A 16,960-nucleotide genomic window follows, 5' to 3' on the forward strand; every position below is an offset into this window, starting at 1 on the left:
GCTCGCCACGGTCCACCGGCCACATCCCGCCGACCCCGCGTCGGTGGGATGTGGCCGGTGGCGTGATCAGCCCTTGAAGGCGCCGTCCAGGATGCCCGCGACCATGCGCCGCCCGACCACGATGAACACCACGACCAGCGGGATGGTGGCCAGGAACGAGCCGGACATGGCCAGCCCCAGGTCGACGTCGAGGCTGTTCTGCAAGGCCTTGATGGCGATCTGGGCGGTGTACCGCTCGGGCGACTTGAGCACGATGAACGGCCACAGGAAGTCGTTCCACGCGGTGATGAACCCGAACAGGCCCAGCACGAACGCCGCCGGGCGCACGATCGGGAAGGCGATCCGCCAGAACACCTGCCAGGTGCTCGCGCCGTCGATCCGCGCCGCCTGGAGGAGTTCGTCGCTGACCGTGGAGATGATGTGCTGGCGCATCCAGAAGATGCCGAAGGCACTGGCCAGGCCGGGCACCACCAGGGCCTGGAGGGTGTCCACCCAGCCCAGCCAGGACATGATCAGGTACTGCGGGATGACCGAGAGCTGCGTGGGCACGGTCATGGTCAGCAGGACGATCAGGAACAGGGTGTTGCGGCCCCGGAAGTCGAGCTTGGCGAAGGCGAACCCGGCCAGCGCGCACAGCACCGCCTGGCCCACCCCGATCGCGGTGGCCACGAACAGGCTGTTGAGCAGCGACTGCACGAACGGCACGGTGTCCAGGACCAGGCCCGCGAGGTGGAAGAAGTTGTCCCCCGGCACGATCTCGGGCGGCATCTCCGTCGCGGTCGCGCTGTCGGTGGTGGAGACGATGAACATCCAGTACAGCGGGAACAGGCACGCGACGGTGGCCGCGGCCAGCAGCGCGTAGGTCCACCAGCGGACCCGGCCGTGGCGTCGGGGTTGCGGCGTGGTACTCGTCATCGGTCCGCCTTGATCCGGGTGGACAGCAGGTAGTTGATCGCCGCGATGGCGACGACCATGACGAAGAGCGCGACGCCGACCGCCGATCCGTAGCCGAACTGGAACTGCCCGAAGCCCTGCTCGTAGAGGAACAGCGTCAGCGTCTGGCACTGCCGCACCACACCGCAGGACTGCGGCCCGCCCGTGCCGACCAACAGCGGTTCGGTGAAGATCTGCAGGCCGCCGATGGTGGACGTGACCACGGTGAAGATGATCATCGGCCGCAGCGAGGGGACGGTGATGTGGCGGAACTGCTGCCAGGGGCCCGCGCCGTCCATGGCCGCGGCCTCGTAGACCGAGCGGGGCACCGCTTGCAGCGAGGCGAGGTAGAGCAGCGTGGTGTAGCCGAACCACCGCCAGGTGACCATCGCGGCGATCAGCAGGTGACTGCCCCACGTGGACTGGACGAAGTCGATCGGCGCCACGCCGACCAGCCCGAGCAACCAGTTGAGCAGCCCGAAGTCGCGGTCGAACAGCTGCACGAACACGATCGCGGTGGCCGCCACCGAGGTCACGTAGGGCACCAGCATCGACATGCGGAAGAACAACGCGAACCGCAGCCGCGCGTTGTTGAGCACGTGGGCCAGCAGCAGGGCGATCAGGAGCTGGGGGATCGTCGACAACGCCCAGATGCTCACCGTGTTGCGGGTGGCGTTCCAGAACCTCGGGTCGCCGAGCATGCGGGTGAAGTTGTCCAGGCCGATGAACTCCTGGTCGCCGATGGGGTTCCAGTCGAACAGGGCGACGTAGAACGTGAAGGCGAAGGGGAACAGCCCGAATGCGGCGAAGATGACGAAGAACGGTGCGATGTACGCGTACGGCGACAGCCGCTCCCCCAGCCCTCGGGAAGTCCCGAAGGCTGGGGGAGGCGGAGTGGCCGGGCGCACCGGGGTGACGGTGGCGACCACGGCAGTCACCCGCCGATGGCGGTCTTGATGTTGCGGACCGCGTCGTCCCACGCGGTGGCCGCGTTACCACCGGCCTGTTCGACGTTGGTGATGGAGTTGAGGAACTCCTGCCCGATGGTGGCGCTGTCCGGTCCGATGTAGAAGGGCTTCAGCTCCAGCAGCGAGTCGGTGTAGATCGTGCCGGTCGGCGCGTCGGAGAAGAACGGGTCCTTCGCCGAGGCGAGCTTGTCGTCCTTGTAGACCGACGGCGTGGAAGGCAGGGCGCCGACCCGTCCGAAGTGCTCCAACTGCCCCTGCGGCGACTGCATCTCCTTGATGTAGTTCCAGGCCGCCTGGGGGTTCTGCGCGCGTTTGGGGATGGCCAGGTAGCTGCCGCCCCAGTTGCCGGAACCACCCGGGATGCGGGCGATGTCCCACTTGCCCTTGGTGTCGGGCGCGGTGGTGCGGATGCTGTTGAGCATCCACGACGGCGCGGCCACGGTCGCGTACTGGCCCTGTGCCATTCCCGCGCTCCACGCGGTCTCGAACGACGTCTGCCCGGCGGTGATCCCGGAGGTGGCCGCCTTGATGCCGAGGTCGAAGGCCGCCCTCACCTGGGGGTTGTTGTCGTAGACCGGCTCGCGCTTGTCGTTGTCGTAGTACTTCTCGGAGACCTGGTTGACGGCCTGGTAGAACACGCTGGTCGCGGCGTTGTCGACGAACGCCTTGCCGGTCTGCGCCTTGTAGCGCTTCCCGGTCTCGATGTAGTCGTCCCACGTCGGCCACAGCGCGCTGACGGCCTCCCGGTCGGTGGGCAGGCCGGCCGCGGCGAACAGGTCGGTCCGGTACACCATGGCCATGCCGCCCACGTCGGTCGGGATGCCCAGCACCTCGCCGTCCTTGGCGACGCTCTGCTTGAACACCCAGTCCAGGTAGTCGCCCTTGATGTCGTCGGCGCCCATCGTCCGCAGGTCGACGAAGTTCTGCGGTTGCTGCACGAACTTGGGCAGGTCGTCACCCTGGATCAGCACCAGGTCCGGCACCTTGCCGCCGGCCAGCGCCGTGGTGAGCGCCTGGGCCGTCTCCACCGACGAGCCGACCTCGGTCAGCTTGACGTCGACGTCGGGGTGCTTCTGCTTGTAGGCGTCGACCGACAGCTTCTGGTTGATCGCGGAGAACGACCAGAACTCGAACGACTTGCCGTCACCCCCGCCACCACCTCCGGTGCCGGGTGTACATGCGGCGACCAAGGCCACGGCGGCGCACAACAGGGGCAAGCGGATGCTCACGACGCTCCTCCAGAACCGACGATGACAGGCGGCACAGCCTCGACGAGCGCTCGGTCGTCACGGCCGGAGGCCGTGTGGCACCGGAGTCGGCACCCGGCCGCCGGACCGAAACTTTCGAAGCAACCCTCGAATGTTAGCGCTCACGACAGTAAGCTGTGTCACATGCATCGTCAAGAAAACCGGAGGGGCAGTCGTACTCATACCTGGAGTAATCGGTCCAGCCCTCGTTTGTGAACGTGCACACCCCTCTCCGGCGCACGGGAACACCTGAGTCGCCGCGCAGTCACGACCTGGGCGAACCAGCTTGCTCTTGATCGGCTCCGCGCCCGGACGCGCCCGCGTTCCCGCTCGTCTTCCGAAATCCAGATCAGACGCGGCTCGGTGTCGCCACCGAGCCGCGCGTCAGGACTCCGGGCCTGGGCTTGTCACTCGACATCCGGGTGAGACGACACCAGGCGGAACGAGGCGAGTCGGAAGTCGCCGTGCAGGGTCAGCCACAGGTCGTGGACGCCGTCCAACCGCTCATCGAACCGGGTGTCGGCGGTCGTCCACGCGTAGCGGTCGCCCGTCACCGGTACGTCGACCACCCCCAGCGACCGGTCGGCCAGGTGGAACGCCAGCCTCGCCTGCCCCGAGCCCTCCGCCCGCGCCACCTCGACCTCGACGCCGACCGCGCCGGTCAGGTCGGCGGCGCGGAACAGCACGCTCGCGGGTCGCGCCGGGTCCGCCGGGGCGACCGCGTCACCGGTGACCTTGGTGGCGTCGACGAGCACGAGCTCCGCGTAGTCGTCGAAGTCGACGGCACGGGTGTGCCGGTCGACCACCGCGCGCGGCGCGGGCTTGTGGCCGGTGACGGTCAGCGGTGCGACGAGGACGTGGTCCTCGGCGGAACGGGCGACGACGATCTCGTAGTCGCCCGGCTCGACGGTGAACGCACCGCGGGCCACGTCCCAGTGGGCGAGCCGCTCGACGGGCAGCCGGAAGGTCAGCGCCTCGCTCTCCCCCGCGCCGACGCGGACCTTGCGGAAGTCGACCAGGCGCAGCCGGGGCGCCTCGTAACCGGCGCCCAACGCCCGCGCGTAGACCTGGACCACCTCGCTGCCGGGCCGCGCGCCCGTGTTCGCCACCGTCACCGAGACGTCGAGCGCGCCGTCCTGCGGCACGACCTCCGACGACAACCCCAGGTCGCGATAGGCGAAGTCGGTGTAGGACAAGCCGTGGCCGAACGGGTACAGCGGTGCGGTCCGGTGGTACTGGTAGGTCCACCCCGCCTTGATGATGTCGTAGTCGAGCGGGTGGGGCAGGTCGTCGTCGCCGCGGTACCACGTCTGCGGCAGCCGGCCGGCCGGGTCGGCCTCGCCGAGCAGCACGGCGGCGAGCGCACGACCTGTCTCCTGCCCGCCGTGGGAGGTCCACACCACGGCGGGCAGGTGCTCGTCGGCCCAGTCCACGGCGTAGGGGTAGCTGCTCGTCACCACGAGGACGGTGGCCGGCCGGACCTCGGCGACGGCGCGGAGCAGCGCCTCCTGCATGGCGGGCAGCGCGGTGCCGGTGCGGTCCTGGGTCTCGCGACCGTTGATCAACGGGTGGTTGCCCAGGACGACGACCGCGACGTCGGCGGCGGCCGCGACGGCACGGGCCTCCGCCACGCCGTCGCGCACGAGCTCCCGCGTCCAGCGCTCGGCGGCCTCGGGCGTCTCGGCCGTGACGGCGACCCGGCCGTCGGCCTGGTCGACCGCGGCGTAACGGCCGGTGAGGACGTTGCGCAGCAGCACCACGTCGCCGTCGTCCGCGACGGGCTCCAGCCGGAACGTCTCGTGCACGTCCCAGCTCTTGACGCGCTCTTCCTCGATGACCAGCGTGCCGTACTTGGCGCCGAGGTGGCGACCGGTGTCGGCGGACCGCAGGGTCACCACGTCGTCGCCCCACTCGACGACGTCGAACGCGGTGTCACCGAGGAGCAGGCCGGTGGTGCGGGACCGCAGCGCGATGCGGTCCTCACCCGACACGCGGACCACCCCGCCGACCGCCTCTTCGAGCCCGGCGGCGACGGTGACCTGGTACGGCATGGTGCCGCTGTACCAGTCCTCGTGCAGCACGTCCGCGAGCGGGCCGATCACCGCGACGCGGGGCGCCGCGGCCCGGTCGAGCGGCAGCAGCCCGTCGTTCTTCAGCAGCACCACGGACTCGGTGGCCGCACGTGCGGCCAGCACCCGGTGCCGCGGGTGGTCGATCACGTCCGGACCGATCGCGGCGTACGGGTCGAGGTCCGGGTCGAACTCGCCGAGGCGGAACCGCAGCGCCAGCTGCCGGCGCACCGCGCGGTCGACGTCGGCCTCGTCGATCAGGCCGCGTTCCAGCGCCTCGCGCAGCCGCCCGATCGTCACGTCGCTGTCCAGGCCGTGGTCGGTGAAGCTGTCGATGCCCGCCTTGAGCGCGGCGGCGTGGGACTGCACGTGGTCGTCGAAGTAGTGCTCCAGGTCCACCAGGTTGGACGGCGCCTCCGCGTCGCTGACCACGAACGGCTCGTGCCCGGTCGGCTCGGCCCAGCGGCGCAGCTCGTCCTCGATCAGCGGGCTGACGTGGCAGGGACGCCCGTTGACCAGGTTGTAGGCGGCCATGACGCCGGTCGCCGCGCCGGACGCCACCACGGGCCGGAACGCCGCCAGGTCGTACTCGTGCAGCACGCGTGGGCGCACGCCGGACGACGTGGTGCAGCGGTCGTCCTCGTTGTTGTAGGCCAGGAAGTGCTTGAGCACGGGGGCGGCGCGCAGGAACCGCGGGTCGTCGCCCGCCATGCCGCGGCAGAACGCCTCCGCCAGTCGCGCGGTGTGCAGCGGGTCCTCGGAGTAGCTCTCCTCGTTGCGCCCCCAGCGCGGGTCGCGCAGCAGGTTCACCACCGGTGCCCACGCCTGGAGGCTCGTCGGGGCGTCGCCGTCGGTCGGTGGGCGGTGCCGGTGGAACGCGCGCAGTTCGATCGCGGTCGCCTCGGCCACGCGGTGCACCAGGTCCTCGTCCCAGGTCGCGCCCAGACCCACCGCCTGCGGGAACGCCGTGGCCACGCCGAGCCACGCCACGCCGTGCAGGGCCTCGCTGCCGGTGCGGAAGGGGCCGATGCCCAACCGCGGCACGGCCGGCGCGTGCTGGTGCAGCATCGCGATCCGCTCGTCGAGCGTCAACCGACCGAGTAGATCATCGACGCGCTTGCGCACGTCGAGCTCGGAGTCGTGGAACGGCAGCCGCTCGGTAGCGGACAGGGATGAGGAACTCACGCGGCACAACCCCTTGAGTCAGTCCAGGTGAAGCGCTTCAACGCTGACACGCGGCTGGCAGAGCTGTCAATCAGTCCGGCCAAGCTCGGGATTTACCGGGAACTTACCCTTGCCGTGCGCCACGTCACATGATTACTCTCCCGACATCGTCAAGCGCTTCGACACTCCGCTTTCAACGAAGAAGGGTGGGCCCTGTCATGGGGATTGAGCTGAATCGCAGGAGGTTCCTGAGCGTCACGGCCTCGGTCGCGGGACTCGCGGCCACGGGTGGCCTGCTGTCCGCCTGCGGCGGCGGCGCTCAGCAGAAGACCGGCGCGAACAGCGACGCCCTCAAGTCCGCGCTGCCGAACTACGTGCCGAGCAGCGCGATCAAGGCAGACATCCCCTCCGTCGCCGGTGGCGCGGACGTCCTGACCGACCCCGGCTTCCTCACCTACCCGTCGAACCCGGTCACCACGGTGTCCGGCATCCCGGGCAAGGGCGGCAAGTACACGACCGTCACGCCGCTGTGGGGCACGATCCCGCCCGCCGACAACTCGTTCTACCAGGCCATGAACCAGGCGCTGGGCGTCACGCTGGAGATGAAGCCGGCCGACGGCAACAACTACGCCACGATCATCCCCACGATGACCGCCGCCAAGCGGCTGCCCGACTGGATCCAGCTGCCGAGCTGGTGGAACGCCAACTTCAACGTCGGTGAGCTGGCCGGGTCGCAGCTCGCGGACCTGACGCCCTACCTGGCCGGCGACAAGATCAAGAAGTACCCCAACCTCGCGGCCATCCCCACGGGCGCCTGGCAGGCCGGCGCCTGGGGCGACAAGATCTACGGCATCCCGTCGTTCTCCAGCGGGTTCGTGGTCGCCGGCAACGTGTCCTTCCGCCGCGACCTCCTGGAGGCCAGGGGCATCACCGCGGACCAGGTGAAGTCGGCCGACGACCTGATGAACCTGGGCAAGGAGCTGACCGACGCCAAGGGCGGCGTGTGGGCGTTCGACGACGTGTGGACCTACATGTTCCCGTCCTGGGGCGTGCCCCTCAAGTGGACCGTGAAGGACGGCAAGCTGGTCCACAAGTACGACATGCCGGAACTGCTGGAAGCCCTGGAGTGGCACCACAAGCTCGCGACCGGGGGTTACGTCCACCCGGACGCGCTGGCCGGCAACAACGCCGACGGCAACGTGCGCTTCTACTCCGGGAAGGTGCTGATCGCGGGCGGCGGCTCCGGCGGGTGGAACGCCTCCGACCACCAGTCCGGCACGGCCGCCAACCCGAACTTCCGCAAGGGCGCCTTCGACTTCTTCACCGCGGACGGCAAGGGCGAGCCGCGCATCGAGATCGGTGCCTCCTCCCGCATCCTCAGCTACCTCAACAGCAACCTGAAGCCCGAGCAGATCGAGGAGTTGCTGGCGGTCGCCGACTACCTGGCCGCGCCGTACGGATCGGCGGAGTACACGCTGATCAACTTCGGCGTCGAAGGCGTCCACCACACGATGGTCAACGGCGTCCCGACCGCCACCGAGGAGGGCAAGAAGAACGTCCAGCCGCAGACCTTCCCGTTCCTGGCCTCGCCGGCCTCGGTGATCAGCAACCCCGGCTCGGACGTCGTCACCAAGGACTACACCGCCTGGCAGGCCGCGAACGTCAAGTACCTGCACAAGCCGGTGTTCTGGAACATGAACATCAGCCTGCCCCGTTCGATGGCCACCGCCGACGCCGCGCAGGCCGTCGAGGACGCGATCAAGGACTGCTACCACGGCAAGAAGACCGTCGCCGAGGTGAAGGAGGCGATCACCACCTGGAAGTCCAGCGGCGGCGGCGACAAGATGGTCCAGTGGATGGACGAGAACGTCCTCCAGAAGTTCGGGACCGGGCAATGAGCTCCGTCGACACGGAGCCGCCCGCACGGAGGAACAAGCTGAGCCTGCGGGTCAGGCTGCGGCGGGACCGGTCGCTGTTGTTGATGACCGTGCCCAGCGTGGCCCTGCTCCTGGTCTTCAACTACGTGCCGCTGTTCGGGCTGCTGACCGCGTTCCAGGACTACAACCCGCTGGTGGGGGTGTGGAACAGCGAGTGGGTGGGCCTCGCCCAGTTCGAGGCCCTGTTCGGTGACTCGCTGTTCTGGGGGTCGCTGACGAACACGCTGTACCTCAGCTTCGTGCAGCTGATCCTGTTCTTCCCGATCCCCATCGCGCTGGCCCTGCTGTTGAACTCGGTGCTCAGCGAGCGTTTGCGCAACCTCATCCAGTCCATCGCCTACCTGCCGCACTTCTTCTCGTGGGTGCTCGCGATCACGATCTTCCAGCAGATGTTCGGCGGTGCGGGGCTGCTCAACCAGTTCCTGCGCAGCAACGACATCAGCACCTGGGACATCATGACCGACCCGGACACGTTCGTGCTGCTGATCACCTCACAGGCGATCTGGAAGGAAGCCGGCTGGTCGATCATCGTGTTCCTGGCCGCACTCGCCGCCATCAACACCGACCTGTACGAGTCGTCCGCGGTGGACGGGGCCGGCCGGTGGCGGCGGCTGTGGCACATCACCCTGCCCGGCATGATGGGCGTCATCATGCTCATGCTGGTGCTGCGCCTGGGCAACGCGCTCAGCGTCGGTTTCGAGCAGTTCCTCATCCAGCGGGACGCGGTCGGCCACGAAGCGGCCGACGTGCTCGACACCTTCGCGTTCTACTACGGCATCGCCACCAACAACTACAGCTACGGCGCGGCGGCCGGGTTGTTCAAGAGCGTCATCTCACTGCTGCTCATCTGGGGCGCGAACAAGCTGGCGCACGCCTTCGGCGAAGACGGGTTGTACCGGAAATGACCGAGACGCTGACGATCGACCGCACCAAGGACAAGCGCGACGTGACCGGCCGGGCGCCCGTTCGACGTCGCAAGGGCTCCAAGCGCCCGATCTGGGAGGAGCCGCCGACCGCGGCCGGTCAGACCGCCAAGGGCCTGACCCTCGGCGTGGTCGTGGCGGTCGTCCTGGTCCCGTTGTGGATCATCGTGGTGACCAGCCTGTCCACCCAGGCGGCGGTCAACCGCGCGGGTGGCCTGGTGCTGTGGCCGACCGACGTGACCTTCGAGGCGTACCGCGTGATGCTCGGCGACCCCACGGTGCGCAACGCGCTGCTGGTCAGCCTCGGCATCACGGCGGTCGGCACGGCGATCTCCATGGTCGTGTCGATCCTGTGCGCCTACGGCCTGTCCCGGTCCGGCTCGGTGGCCCACCGCTTCATCCTGGTCGTGCTGATCCTCACGATGTTCCTCAGCGGCGGCCTGATCCCGACCTTCCTGGTCGTCACCGAACTCGGCGGCTACGGGCAGTACTGGGCGCTGATCCTGCCCGGCGCGGTCTCGGTGTTCAACATCCTGGTGCTGCGGGCGTTCTACTCGAGCACCTCGGCCGACCTGATCGAGGCGGCGCGGATCGACGGCGCCGGTGACTGGCGGATCCTGTGGACGATCGTGCTGCCGACGTCCCGGGCGGTGACCGCGGTCGTCGCCCTGTTCTACGGCGTCGGCTACTGGAACTCGTTCTTCAACGTGATGCTCTACATGCCGACCGACAGCGCGAAGTGGCCGCTCCAGTACGTGCTGCTGACCTACGTCAACCGGGGCAACGGGATGCCGGGGTCGGTGAACTCCGGCTTCGGCTCGCAGTTCGCCCAGACCGCGCCCCTGTCCTTGCAGATGGCAGTGGTGGTGCTGACGATCGTGCCGCTGCTGCTGGTCTACCCGTTCATGCAGAAGCACTTCCGTGTCGGCGTGCTCACCGGGGCGGTCAAGGGCTGAACCGGCAGACTGGGCGCACGCGGGCGCCGGAGCGGGCCCGGAACACCGACGAGGGAGCAGGAGCATCACGCATGGTGACACTCGCCGATGTGGCCAGGCACGCGGGCGTATCCGCCAGCACGGTCAGCTACGTGCTCAGCGGCAAGCGCTCGATCTCCGAGGAGACCCGGCGCCGCGTCGAGCGTTCGGTGGCCGAGCTCGGCTACCACCCCAACGCGGGCGCCAGGGCGCTGGCGGCCAAGCGCTCGCACATACTCGCCCTGGTGGTGCCGCTGCGCGCCGACGTCTACGTGCCGATCATGATGCAGATCGCCATCTCGGTCACCATGACGGCCCGCCAGCACGGCTACGACGTGCTGCTGATCACCAACGACGAGGGTCCGGAGGGCGTCCGCCGGGTCGCGTTGAGCGGGCTGGCGGACGGCGTGATCCTGATGGACGTCGGGTTGGACGACGAGCGCATCGCGGTGCTGCGTGAGCTGCGCACGCAGGCCGCGCTCATCGGCCTGCCCGACGACCGGAGCGGGTTGTCCTGCGTGGACCACGACTTCGCGGCCGCGGGCGCGCTGTGCGCCGACCACCTGGCCGACCTGGGCCACCGCGAGGTCGCGTTCGTCGGGTACGGCTCGGGTGTGTACCAGCGGCACGCCGGGTACGCCGAGCGGACCCTGATCGGCTTCCGGGAACGCGCCGGGGAACGCGGTCTGCGCTTCGTGCACCGGCCGTGCGAGGGCACGTACGAGAGCACCGCCGGCACGCTGGCCCGCATCCTCGCCGACCGACCGGACACCACGGGGTTCGTGGTGCAGAACGAGGGCGCGATCGGCCCGCTGCTCAGCCTGCTGCGCATCAGCGGGCGGACGGTCCCCGAGGACGCCTCGGTGATCGCGCTGTGCCCCGAGCTGCTCGCCGAGCAGTACGCACCCGCGCTGACGGCGGTCACCGGCCCGGCACAGGAGCTCGGGCGGGTCGCCGTCGAGCAGGTCCTGGAACGGATCGCCGCCGCCGGACGCGACGAGCAGCCCGACGACGAGCTCGTGCTGCTCCGACCCGTCCTGACCGTCCGGGAGAGCACCGGACCCCACCGCAGCCGGACCTCCAGCACCCCCTGACACCTGCAACCGGCTCTGCCTCGTCCGCCGCACCGGCTTCGGGCGCGGGCGACCTTCACCACCGCCAGGAGCACCCCCATGCACTTCCGCGATCTCGGCAACGCCCTCGAATGGCGGGCCAACGGCGAGACCTTGCGCATCGAGGCGTGGGGGCCCGACGCGGTCCGGGTCCGGGCCACCTCCGGCGGACCGGTGCTGGACGACCTGCCCGGTGCGCTGCTGGACGCCCCGCCCGTTGGCAAGCCGGAGATCAGCCTCGCCGAGCACCACGCGACCCTGGTCAACGGGGCGCTGACGGTGCGGGTCGACGCCGACACCGACGGCTCGGTCACCCCGTACCTGCCGGCGACGGCGGGCCGGCTGACGTTCCTGCGCACGGAGGACGGTGCGGAGCTGCTGGCCGAGCAACCGGCCCACTTCTGGTGGCCGGGACCGCGGTCGGCGGCGCCGACGGGCAACGGCTACCACCGCCTGGAGCAGCGGTTCCGCGCCTACCCCGGTGAACGGCTCTTCGGCCTCGGCCAGCACACCCACGGCCTGTTCGACCAGAAGGGCGCCGTGGTCGACCTCGTCCAGCGCAACGGCGAGGTGACCATCCCGCTGCTGGTGTCCGACCGCGGTTACGGCCTGCTGTGGAACTCGCCCGCCGTCGGCCGGGTGGAGCTGGCCGAGACCGGCACCCGGTGGGTGGCCGACAGCGCCCGCCAGATCGACTACTGGGTCACCGCGGGCACCCCCGCCGACGTGCTGCGCCGCTACGCCGACGCCACCGGCCACGCACCGGAGCTGCCCGCCTGGGCGGCCGGTTTCTGGCAGTGCAAGCTGCGCTACCGCACCCAGGAGGAGCTGCTGGAGGTCGCCCGCGAGTACCGGCGGCGCGGCCTGCCGCTGTCGGTGATCGTGTGCGACTTCTTCCACTGGACGCACCTCGGCGAGTGGCGCTTCGACCCGCGGGAGTGGCCCGACCCGGCCGGGATGGTGCGCGAGCTGGACGAGCTGGGCGTCAAGCTCATGGTCTCGGTCTGGCCGTCGGTCGGCCCGGCGAGCGAGAACTTCCACCCGATGTCGGACCGGGGCCTGCTCATCGGCTCGGACTACGGGCCGGTGGCCCACGCCGACTGGCCGGACAAGGGCCTGGGCGCGTACTCGGCGCAGGTGGCGTTCTACGACAGCACCAACCCCGAGGCCCGCGACTACGTGTGGGAACGCATCCGGCGCGGCTACCACGAGCTGGGCATCACGGTCTTCTGGCTCGACGCCTCCGAGCCGGAGCTCAGGCCCGGCCACCAGACCGGTCTGCGCTACCACGCGGGCCCGGGCCCGGAGGTGGCCAACCTGTACCCGCGCGAGAACGCCCGCATGGTCCACGACGGCCTGCGCGCGGCGGGCGAGACGGAGATCATCTCGCTCAACCGGTCCTCCTGGGCGGGCGCGCAGCGCTACGGCGCGGCGCTGTGGTCGGGCGACATCGGCACGGACTTCACCACGCTGCGCGCGCAGATCAAGGCCGGCCTGAACGTGATGATGTCGGGGATCCCGTGGTGGACGACGGACATCGGCGGCTTCCACGGCGGCGACCCCGACGACCCCGCGTACCGCGAGGTGCTGGTGCGGTGGTTCCAGTACGGGACGTTCTGCCCGTTGTTCCGCCTGCACGGCTTCCGCGGTCCCTCACAGGTCCTGGAGCCGGCGATGACGGGCCTGCCCAACGAGGTCTGGTCCTACGGCGAGGAGGTCTACCCGATCCTGGTCGACCACCTCCGCCTGCGCGAACGCCTGCGGCCCTACGTCATGGCGCAGATGCACACCGCCGCGCGGACCGGTCTGCCGCCGATGCGGCCGCTGTTCCTGGAGTTCCCCGACGACGAGCGGGCGTGGGAGGTCGACGACGCGTTCCTGCTCGGCCCCGACCTGCTGGTCGCACCCGTCACCGCCGCGGGGGCACGGGAGCGCACCGTGCACCTGCCCTCCGGAGCCCGGTGGACCGACGCGTGGACGGACCGGCAGTACACGGGCGGGCGGACGGTCACCGTCGCCGCCCCGATCGAGCACATCCCGCTGTTCGTGCGCGACGACGCACGGCTGCCGCTGCACGAGGAGCAGGCATGACGGCACACGACCTGACCAAGCGGCTCGGCGGTCTCGCGTTCGGCGGTGACTACAACCCCGAGCAGTGGGACAAGGAGGTCTGGGCCGAGGACGACGAGCTGATGCGCCGGGCGCGGGTCAACCTCGCCACGGTCGGCGTGTTCTCCTGGGCGCTGCTGGAGCCCGAGGAAGGCCGCTACGACTTCTCCTGGCTCGACGCGCACCTCGACCGCCTGCACGCGGGCGGCGTCGCCGTCGACCTGGCCACGCCCACGGCATCACCTCCCCCGTGGTTCACCAGGGCGCACCCGGACGCGATGCCGGTGACCCCCGACGGCGTCCGGCTCGTGCACGGCAGCCGCGACACCTACTGCCTCGCCGCACCGGCCTACCGTGACGCGGCCCGCCGCATCGCCGCCGCGCTGGCCGAGCGCTACGCCCGGCACCCCGCGGTCGCGCTGTGGCACGTGCACAACGAGTACGCCACGGTCTGCTGGTGCGACCACACCGCCGCCGCGTTCCGCACCTGGCTGCGCGACCGGCACGGCTCGCTGGAGGCGTTGAACGAGGCGTGGGGCACGGCGTTCTGGAGCCAGCGCTACACCTCGTGGGACGACGTCCTGCCGCCACGCGCCACGCAGTGGCACCACAACCCCGGTCAGTCGCTGGACTTCCGCCGCTTCTGGTCCGACCTGGCCCTCGCGGCCTACCGGGAGCAGCGCGACGCGATCCGCGCGCACAGCGACCTACCGGTGACCACCAACCTGATGCTGCCCGGCTACCAGAACCTCGACCTGTGGGCGTTCGGCCGCGAACTGGACGTCGTGACCATCGACCACTACCCGGACCGGCCGGGCCTCGACGCCGCGGCGGACACCGCGTTCGGCGCGGACCGCGCCCGTTCGTTCGGCGGCGGCCGGCCGTGGTTGCTGATGGAGCAGGGCACGAACACCGTCTACGCCGAAGGCCGGGTGTTGCCGAAGGAGCCGGGCGACATCCTGCGGCACACGCTCGCCCACGTCGCGCGTGGCTCGGAGGGCGCCCTGTTCTTCCAGTGGCGCCAGTCGAAGGCGGGCGCCGAGACGTGGCACTCGGCGATGGTGCCGCACGCCGGGCCGGACAGCCGGATCTTCCGGGAGGTGACGGCGGTCGGCGAGGCCGTCGCCCGGCTCGGTGAGGTGGCCGGGTCGACCGTGACCGCCGAGGTGGCCGTGCTGCACGACGCGGAGGCGTGGTGGGCGTCGGAAGCGGACGGCCTGCCCTCGCCGGACCTCGACTACCACTCGATGCTGCGGCGGGCGCACCGGGCGTTGTGGGACGCGGGCGTGGTGACCGACTTCGCCCACCCGGAGCACGACCTGGGCCGGTACCGGCTCGTCCTCGCCCCCGCCCTCTTCCTGCTGTCCGACGCGGGCGCGGCGAACCTGGGCCGCTACGTCGCCGACGGCGGCACGCTGCTCGTCCAGCACTTCGGCGGCGCGGTCGACGAACGGGCGCAGGCGCGCCTGGGCGGCTACCCCGCCCCGGCGCTGCGCGAAGCTCTCGGCATCCGGGTCGAGGAGCCGCGGCCGTTGCGGCGGGAAGAGCGGATCGCGCTGTCCGACGGCACGCACGGCACGGCGTGGAGCGAGTACCTGGACCTCGACGGCGCCGAGGCGGTCGCCGCCTACACCCACGGGATGCTCGCCGGACGCCCGGCGCTCACCCGCCACGCCTTCGGTGCCGGCCACGGCTGGTACCTCTCCACGATCCTCGACACCGCCGACTACGCCGCGCTGGTCGACCGACTGCTGCGGGAGGTCGGTGTGGTCCGCGAGTGGCCGCCCGGCGTCGAAGCCGTCACCCGCGGCGACTGGTGCTTCCTGCTCAACCACGGTGGTGACACCGTCCCGATCCCCCGGGCCGCGCACGACCTGCTCACCGGCGGGCCGCTGACCGAGCTGCCACCCGGCGGCTGCGCCGTGCTCCGGATGCCCTGACCCCACGCCGAACCCGTCGACCACACCGTGCGCCGTGCCGCACCGGTGCGCTGGAGCGCGCCCCCAACCACGAAAGGGCCTGGGATGTCACCGAACCCCAGCACGTTCGCCAACCCCGTGCTCGCGGGTTTCCACCCCGACCCGAGCGTGTGCCGGGTCGGCGACGACTACTACCTCGTCTGCTCCAGCTTCGAGTACTTCCCCGGTGTGCCGATCTTCCACAGCCGGGACCTGGTGCACTGGACGCAGATCGGCAACGTGCTCGACCGGCCCGAGCAGCTCCGCCTCCCGCTCGACACGCCGTCGTCCGGCGGTGTCTACGCGCCGACCCTGCGCCACCACGACGGCCGGTTCTGGCTGATCACCACCAACGTGAGCGGTGACGGCAACCTCCTGGTCACCGCCACCGACCCCGCCGGACCGTGGTCGGACCCGATCCTGCTGCCCGACGTGCCCGGCATCGACCCGGACCTGGCGTGGGACTCCGACGGCACCTGCTGGTGCACGGTCGCCGGGGTGGCGCAGGTCCGGCTCGACCCGCACACCGGGCAGGTGCTCGACGCACCTCGGCGGATCTGGTCCGGAGGGCCCGGCGCGAAGGCCCCGGAAGCGCCGCACCTGTACCGCGTCGGCGACCACTGGTACCTGCTCATCGCCGAGGGCGGCACCGAACGCGGCCACGGCGTCTCGATCGCCCGCGCCACCACCCCCGACGGACCGTTCGAGCCGTGCCCGGCGAACCCGGTCCTGACCCACCGGAGCACCGACCACCCGATCCAGAACACCGGGCACGGCGACCTCGTGCAGGGACCGGACGGTTCCTGGTGGATGGTGCTGCTCGGCGTGCGGCCCGGTGGCGGGACGCCCGGTTGGCACGTACTGGGCCGCGAGACCTTCCTCGCGCCCGTGACCTGGGTGGACGACTGGCCGGTGGTCGGGCCGCTCGAGCCCGAGGCGACCGTGCCGTGGCCGCTGCGGCCGCAGCCGCCCGCGCCGGGTCGCGACGACTTCGACCTCCCCGCGCTCCAGCCGGCCTGGATCTCGCTGCGCGACCGCCAGGAACGGCACTGCACGACGAAGGAACGCGCCGGGTGGCTGACCCTGCACGCGCGCGGCGCGTCCCTGGACGAGCGCGACGTCGTGTTCGTCGGCCGCCGCCAGCAGCACCGGTCGTGCCGGGTGCGCGCGCTGGTGGACGCCGCGGGCGGGACGGGCGGTCTCGCGGTGCGGCTGGACGAGGAGCACCACTACGGGATCGAGGCGACCGCCGACGAGGTGCGGGTGGTCGCCCGCGTCGGCTCGCTGAAGACCGTGGTGGCGTCCCGGGCGGTACCCGCCGGTCCCCTGGTCCTGGGTGTGGACGTGCGGGAGGAGAAGACCCTCCGGGACGCCCGCACCGGCCCCGACACCGTCACCTTCGGCATCGGCGAGCCGGACGGGACGTTCACCGCCCTGGCCACCCTCGACGGCCGCTACCTCTCCACCGAGGTCGCCGGTGGCTTCACCGGCCGGGTCATCGGCCTGTACGCCGCCGACGGCGCCGTCCACTTCGACTGGTTCGAGTATGAGCCGCTCGACAGCTGA

11 protein-coding genes are annotated in these 16,960 nt (G+C 70.7%); 7 read left to right on the top strand and 4 right to left on the bottom strand.

Going from position 1 to position 16,960, the window contains the following annotated elements; translation table 11 throughout:
- Nucleotides 1-66: 66 nt before the first annotated feature.
- From ACYVLT_RS03070 to ACYVLT_RS03085, 4 genes are all read right to left on the bottom strand, one after another.
- Nucleotides 67-915: a carbohydrate ABC transporter permease gene (locus tag ACYVLT_RS03070; RefSeq protein WP_461118520.1), complete on the bottom strand. Its 849-nt coding sequence runs from the start codon at nt 913-915 to the stop codon at nt 67-69.
- A complete protein-coding gene (locus ACYVLT_RS03075; protein ID WP_461118521.1) occupies nt 912-1,871 on the bottom strand; it encodes a carbohydrate ABC transporter permease in 960 nt (319 codons plus the stop codon). Before ACYVLT_RS03075 ends, ACYVLT_RS03070 begins: the two co-directional genes overlap by 4 nt.
- Nucleotides 1,868-3,130, bottom strand: coding sequence for an ABC transporter substrate-binding protein (locus ACYVLT_RS03080; RefSeq protein WP_461118522.1), 1,263 nt, complete (start codon nt 3,128-3,130; stop codon nt 1,868-1,870). The genes ACYVLT_RS03075 and ACYVLT_RS03080 overlap by 4 nt, the downstream gene beginning before the upstream one ends.
- Before the next feature lie 425 nt (nt 3,131-3,555).
- On the bottom strand, nt 3,556-6,402 hold the full coding sequence (locus tag ACYVLT_RS03085; protein ID WP_461118523.1) for a glycoside hydrolase family 3 C-terminal domain-containing protein: 2,847 nt from the start codon (nt 6,400-6,402) through the stop codon (nt 3,556-3,558).
- A 197-nt stretch (nt 6,403-6,599) separates the two neighbouring features.
- Here ACYVLT_RS03085 and ACYVLT_RS03090 point away from each other — a divergent pair, with 197 nt between their 5' ends.
- The 7 genes from ACYVLT_RS03090 (at nt 6,600) to ACYVLT_RS03120 (ending at nt 16,960) form a co-directional block, all read left to right on the top strand.
- On the top strand, nt 6,600-8,279 hold the full coding sequence (locus tag ACYVLT_RS03090) for an ABC transporter substrate-binding protein (RefSeq protein WP_461118524.1): 1,680 nt from the start codon (nt 6,600-6,602) through the stop codon (nt 8,277-8,279).
- The gene (locus tag ACYVLT_RS03095; RefSeq protein ID WP_461118525.1) at nt 8,276-9,223 is read left to right on the top strand and encodes an ABC transporter permease; all 948 of its coding nucleotides are present in this window, start codon (nt 8,276-8,278) and stop codon (nt 9,221-9,223) included. Before ACYVLT_RS03090 ends, ACYVLT_RS03095 begins: the two co-directional genes overlap by 4 nt.
- Nucleotides 9,220-10,197 carry a carbohydrate ABC transporter permease gene (locus ACYVLT_RS03100; protein ID WP_461118526.1) on the top strand — a complete coding sequence of 326 codons (978 nt, stop codon included), beginning with the start codon at nt 9,220-9,222 and terminating at the stop codon, nt 10,195-10,197. The genes ACYVLT_RS03095 and ACYVLT_RS03100 overlap by 4 nt, the downstream gene beginning before the upstream one ends.
- A gap of 71 nt (nt 10,198-10,268) precedes the next feature.
- Nucleotides 10,269-11,309: a LacI family DNA-binding transcriptional regulator gene (locus tag ACYVLT_RS03105; protein WP_461118527.1), complete on the top strand. Its 1,041-nt coding sequence runs from the start codon at nt 10,269-10,271 to the stop codon at nt 11,307-11,309.
- Nucleotides 11,310-11,387: 78 nt separating this feature from the next.
- Entirely contained in the window at nt 11,388-13,418 is a 2,031-nt protein-coding gene (locus ACYVLT_RS03110) for a glycoside hydrolase family 31 protein (protein WP_461118528.1), read from the top strand.
- Nucleotides 13,415-15,376, top strand: coding sequence for a beta-galactosidase (locus ACYVLT_RS03115; RefSeq protein ID WP_461118529.1), 1,962 nt, complete (start codon nt 13,415-13,417; stop codon nt 15,374-15,376). Before ACYVLT_RS03110 ends, ACYVLT_RS03115 begins: the two co-directional genes overlap by 4 nt.
- Before the next feature lie 84 nt (nt 15,377-15,460).
- Nucleotides 15,461-16,960, top strand: coding sequence for a glycoside hydrolase family 43 protein (locus tag ACYVLT_RS03120; protein WP_461118530.1), 1,500 nt, complete (start codon nt 15,461-15,463; stop codon nt 16,958-16,960).

This window comes from Saccharothrix stipae, assembly GCF_054781895.1.

Coding starts and splice junctions, on each gene's coding strand:
- ACYVLT_RS03090 (WP_461118524.1), top strand. CDS start 6,600: ATGGGGATTGAGCTGAATCGCAGGAGGTTCCTGAGCGTCACGGCCTCG.
- ACYVLT_RS03100 (WP_461118526.1), top strand. CDS start 9,220: ATGACCGAGACGCTGACGATCGACCGCACCAAGGACAAGCGCGACGTG.
- ACYVLT_RS03115 (WP_461118529.1), top strand. CDS start 13,415: ATGACGGCACACGACCTGACCAAGCGGCTCGGCGGTCTCGCGTTCGGC.
- ACYVLT_RS03070 (WP_461118520.1), bottom strand. CDS start 915: ATGACGAGTACCACGCCGCAACCCCGACGCCACGGCCGGGTCCGCTGG.
- ACYVLT_RS03095 (WP_461118525.1), top strand. CDS start 8,276: ATGAGCTCCGTCGACACGGAGCCGCCCGCACGGAGGAACAAGCTGAGC.
- ACYVLT_RS03110 (WP_461118528.1), top strand. CDS start 11,388: ATGCACTTCCGCGATCTCGGCAACGCCCTCGAATGGCGGGCCAACGGC.
- ACYVLT_RS03105 (WP_461118527.1), top strand. CDS start 10,269: ATGGTGACACTCGCCGATGTGGCCAGGCACGCGGGCGTATCCGCCAGC.
- ACYVLT_RS03120 (WP_461118530.1), top strand. CDS start 15,461: ATGTCACCGAACCCCAGCACGTTCGCCAACCCCGTGCTCGCGGGTTTC.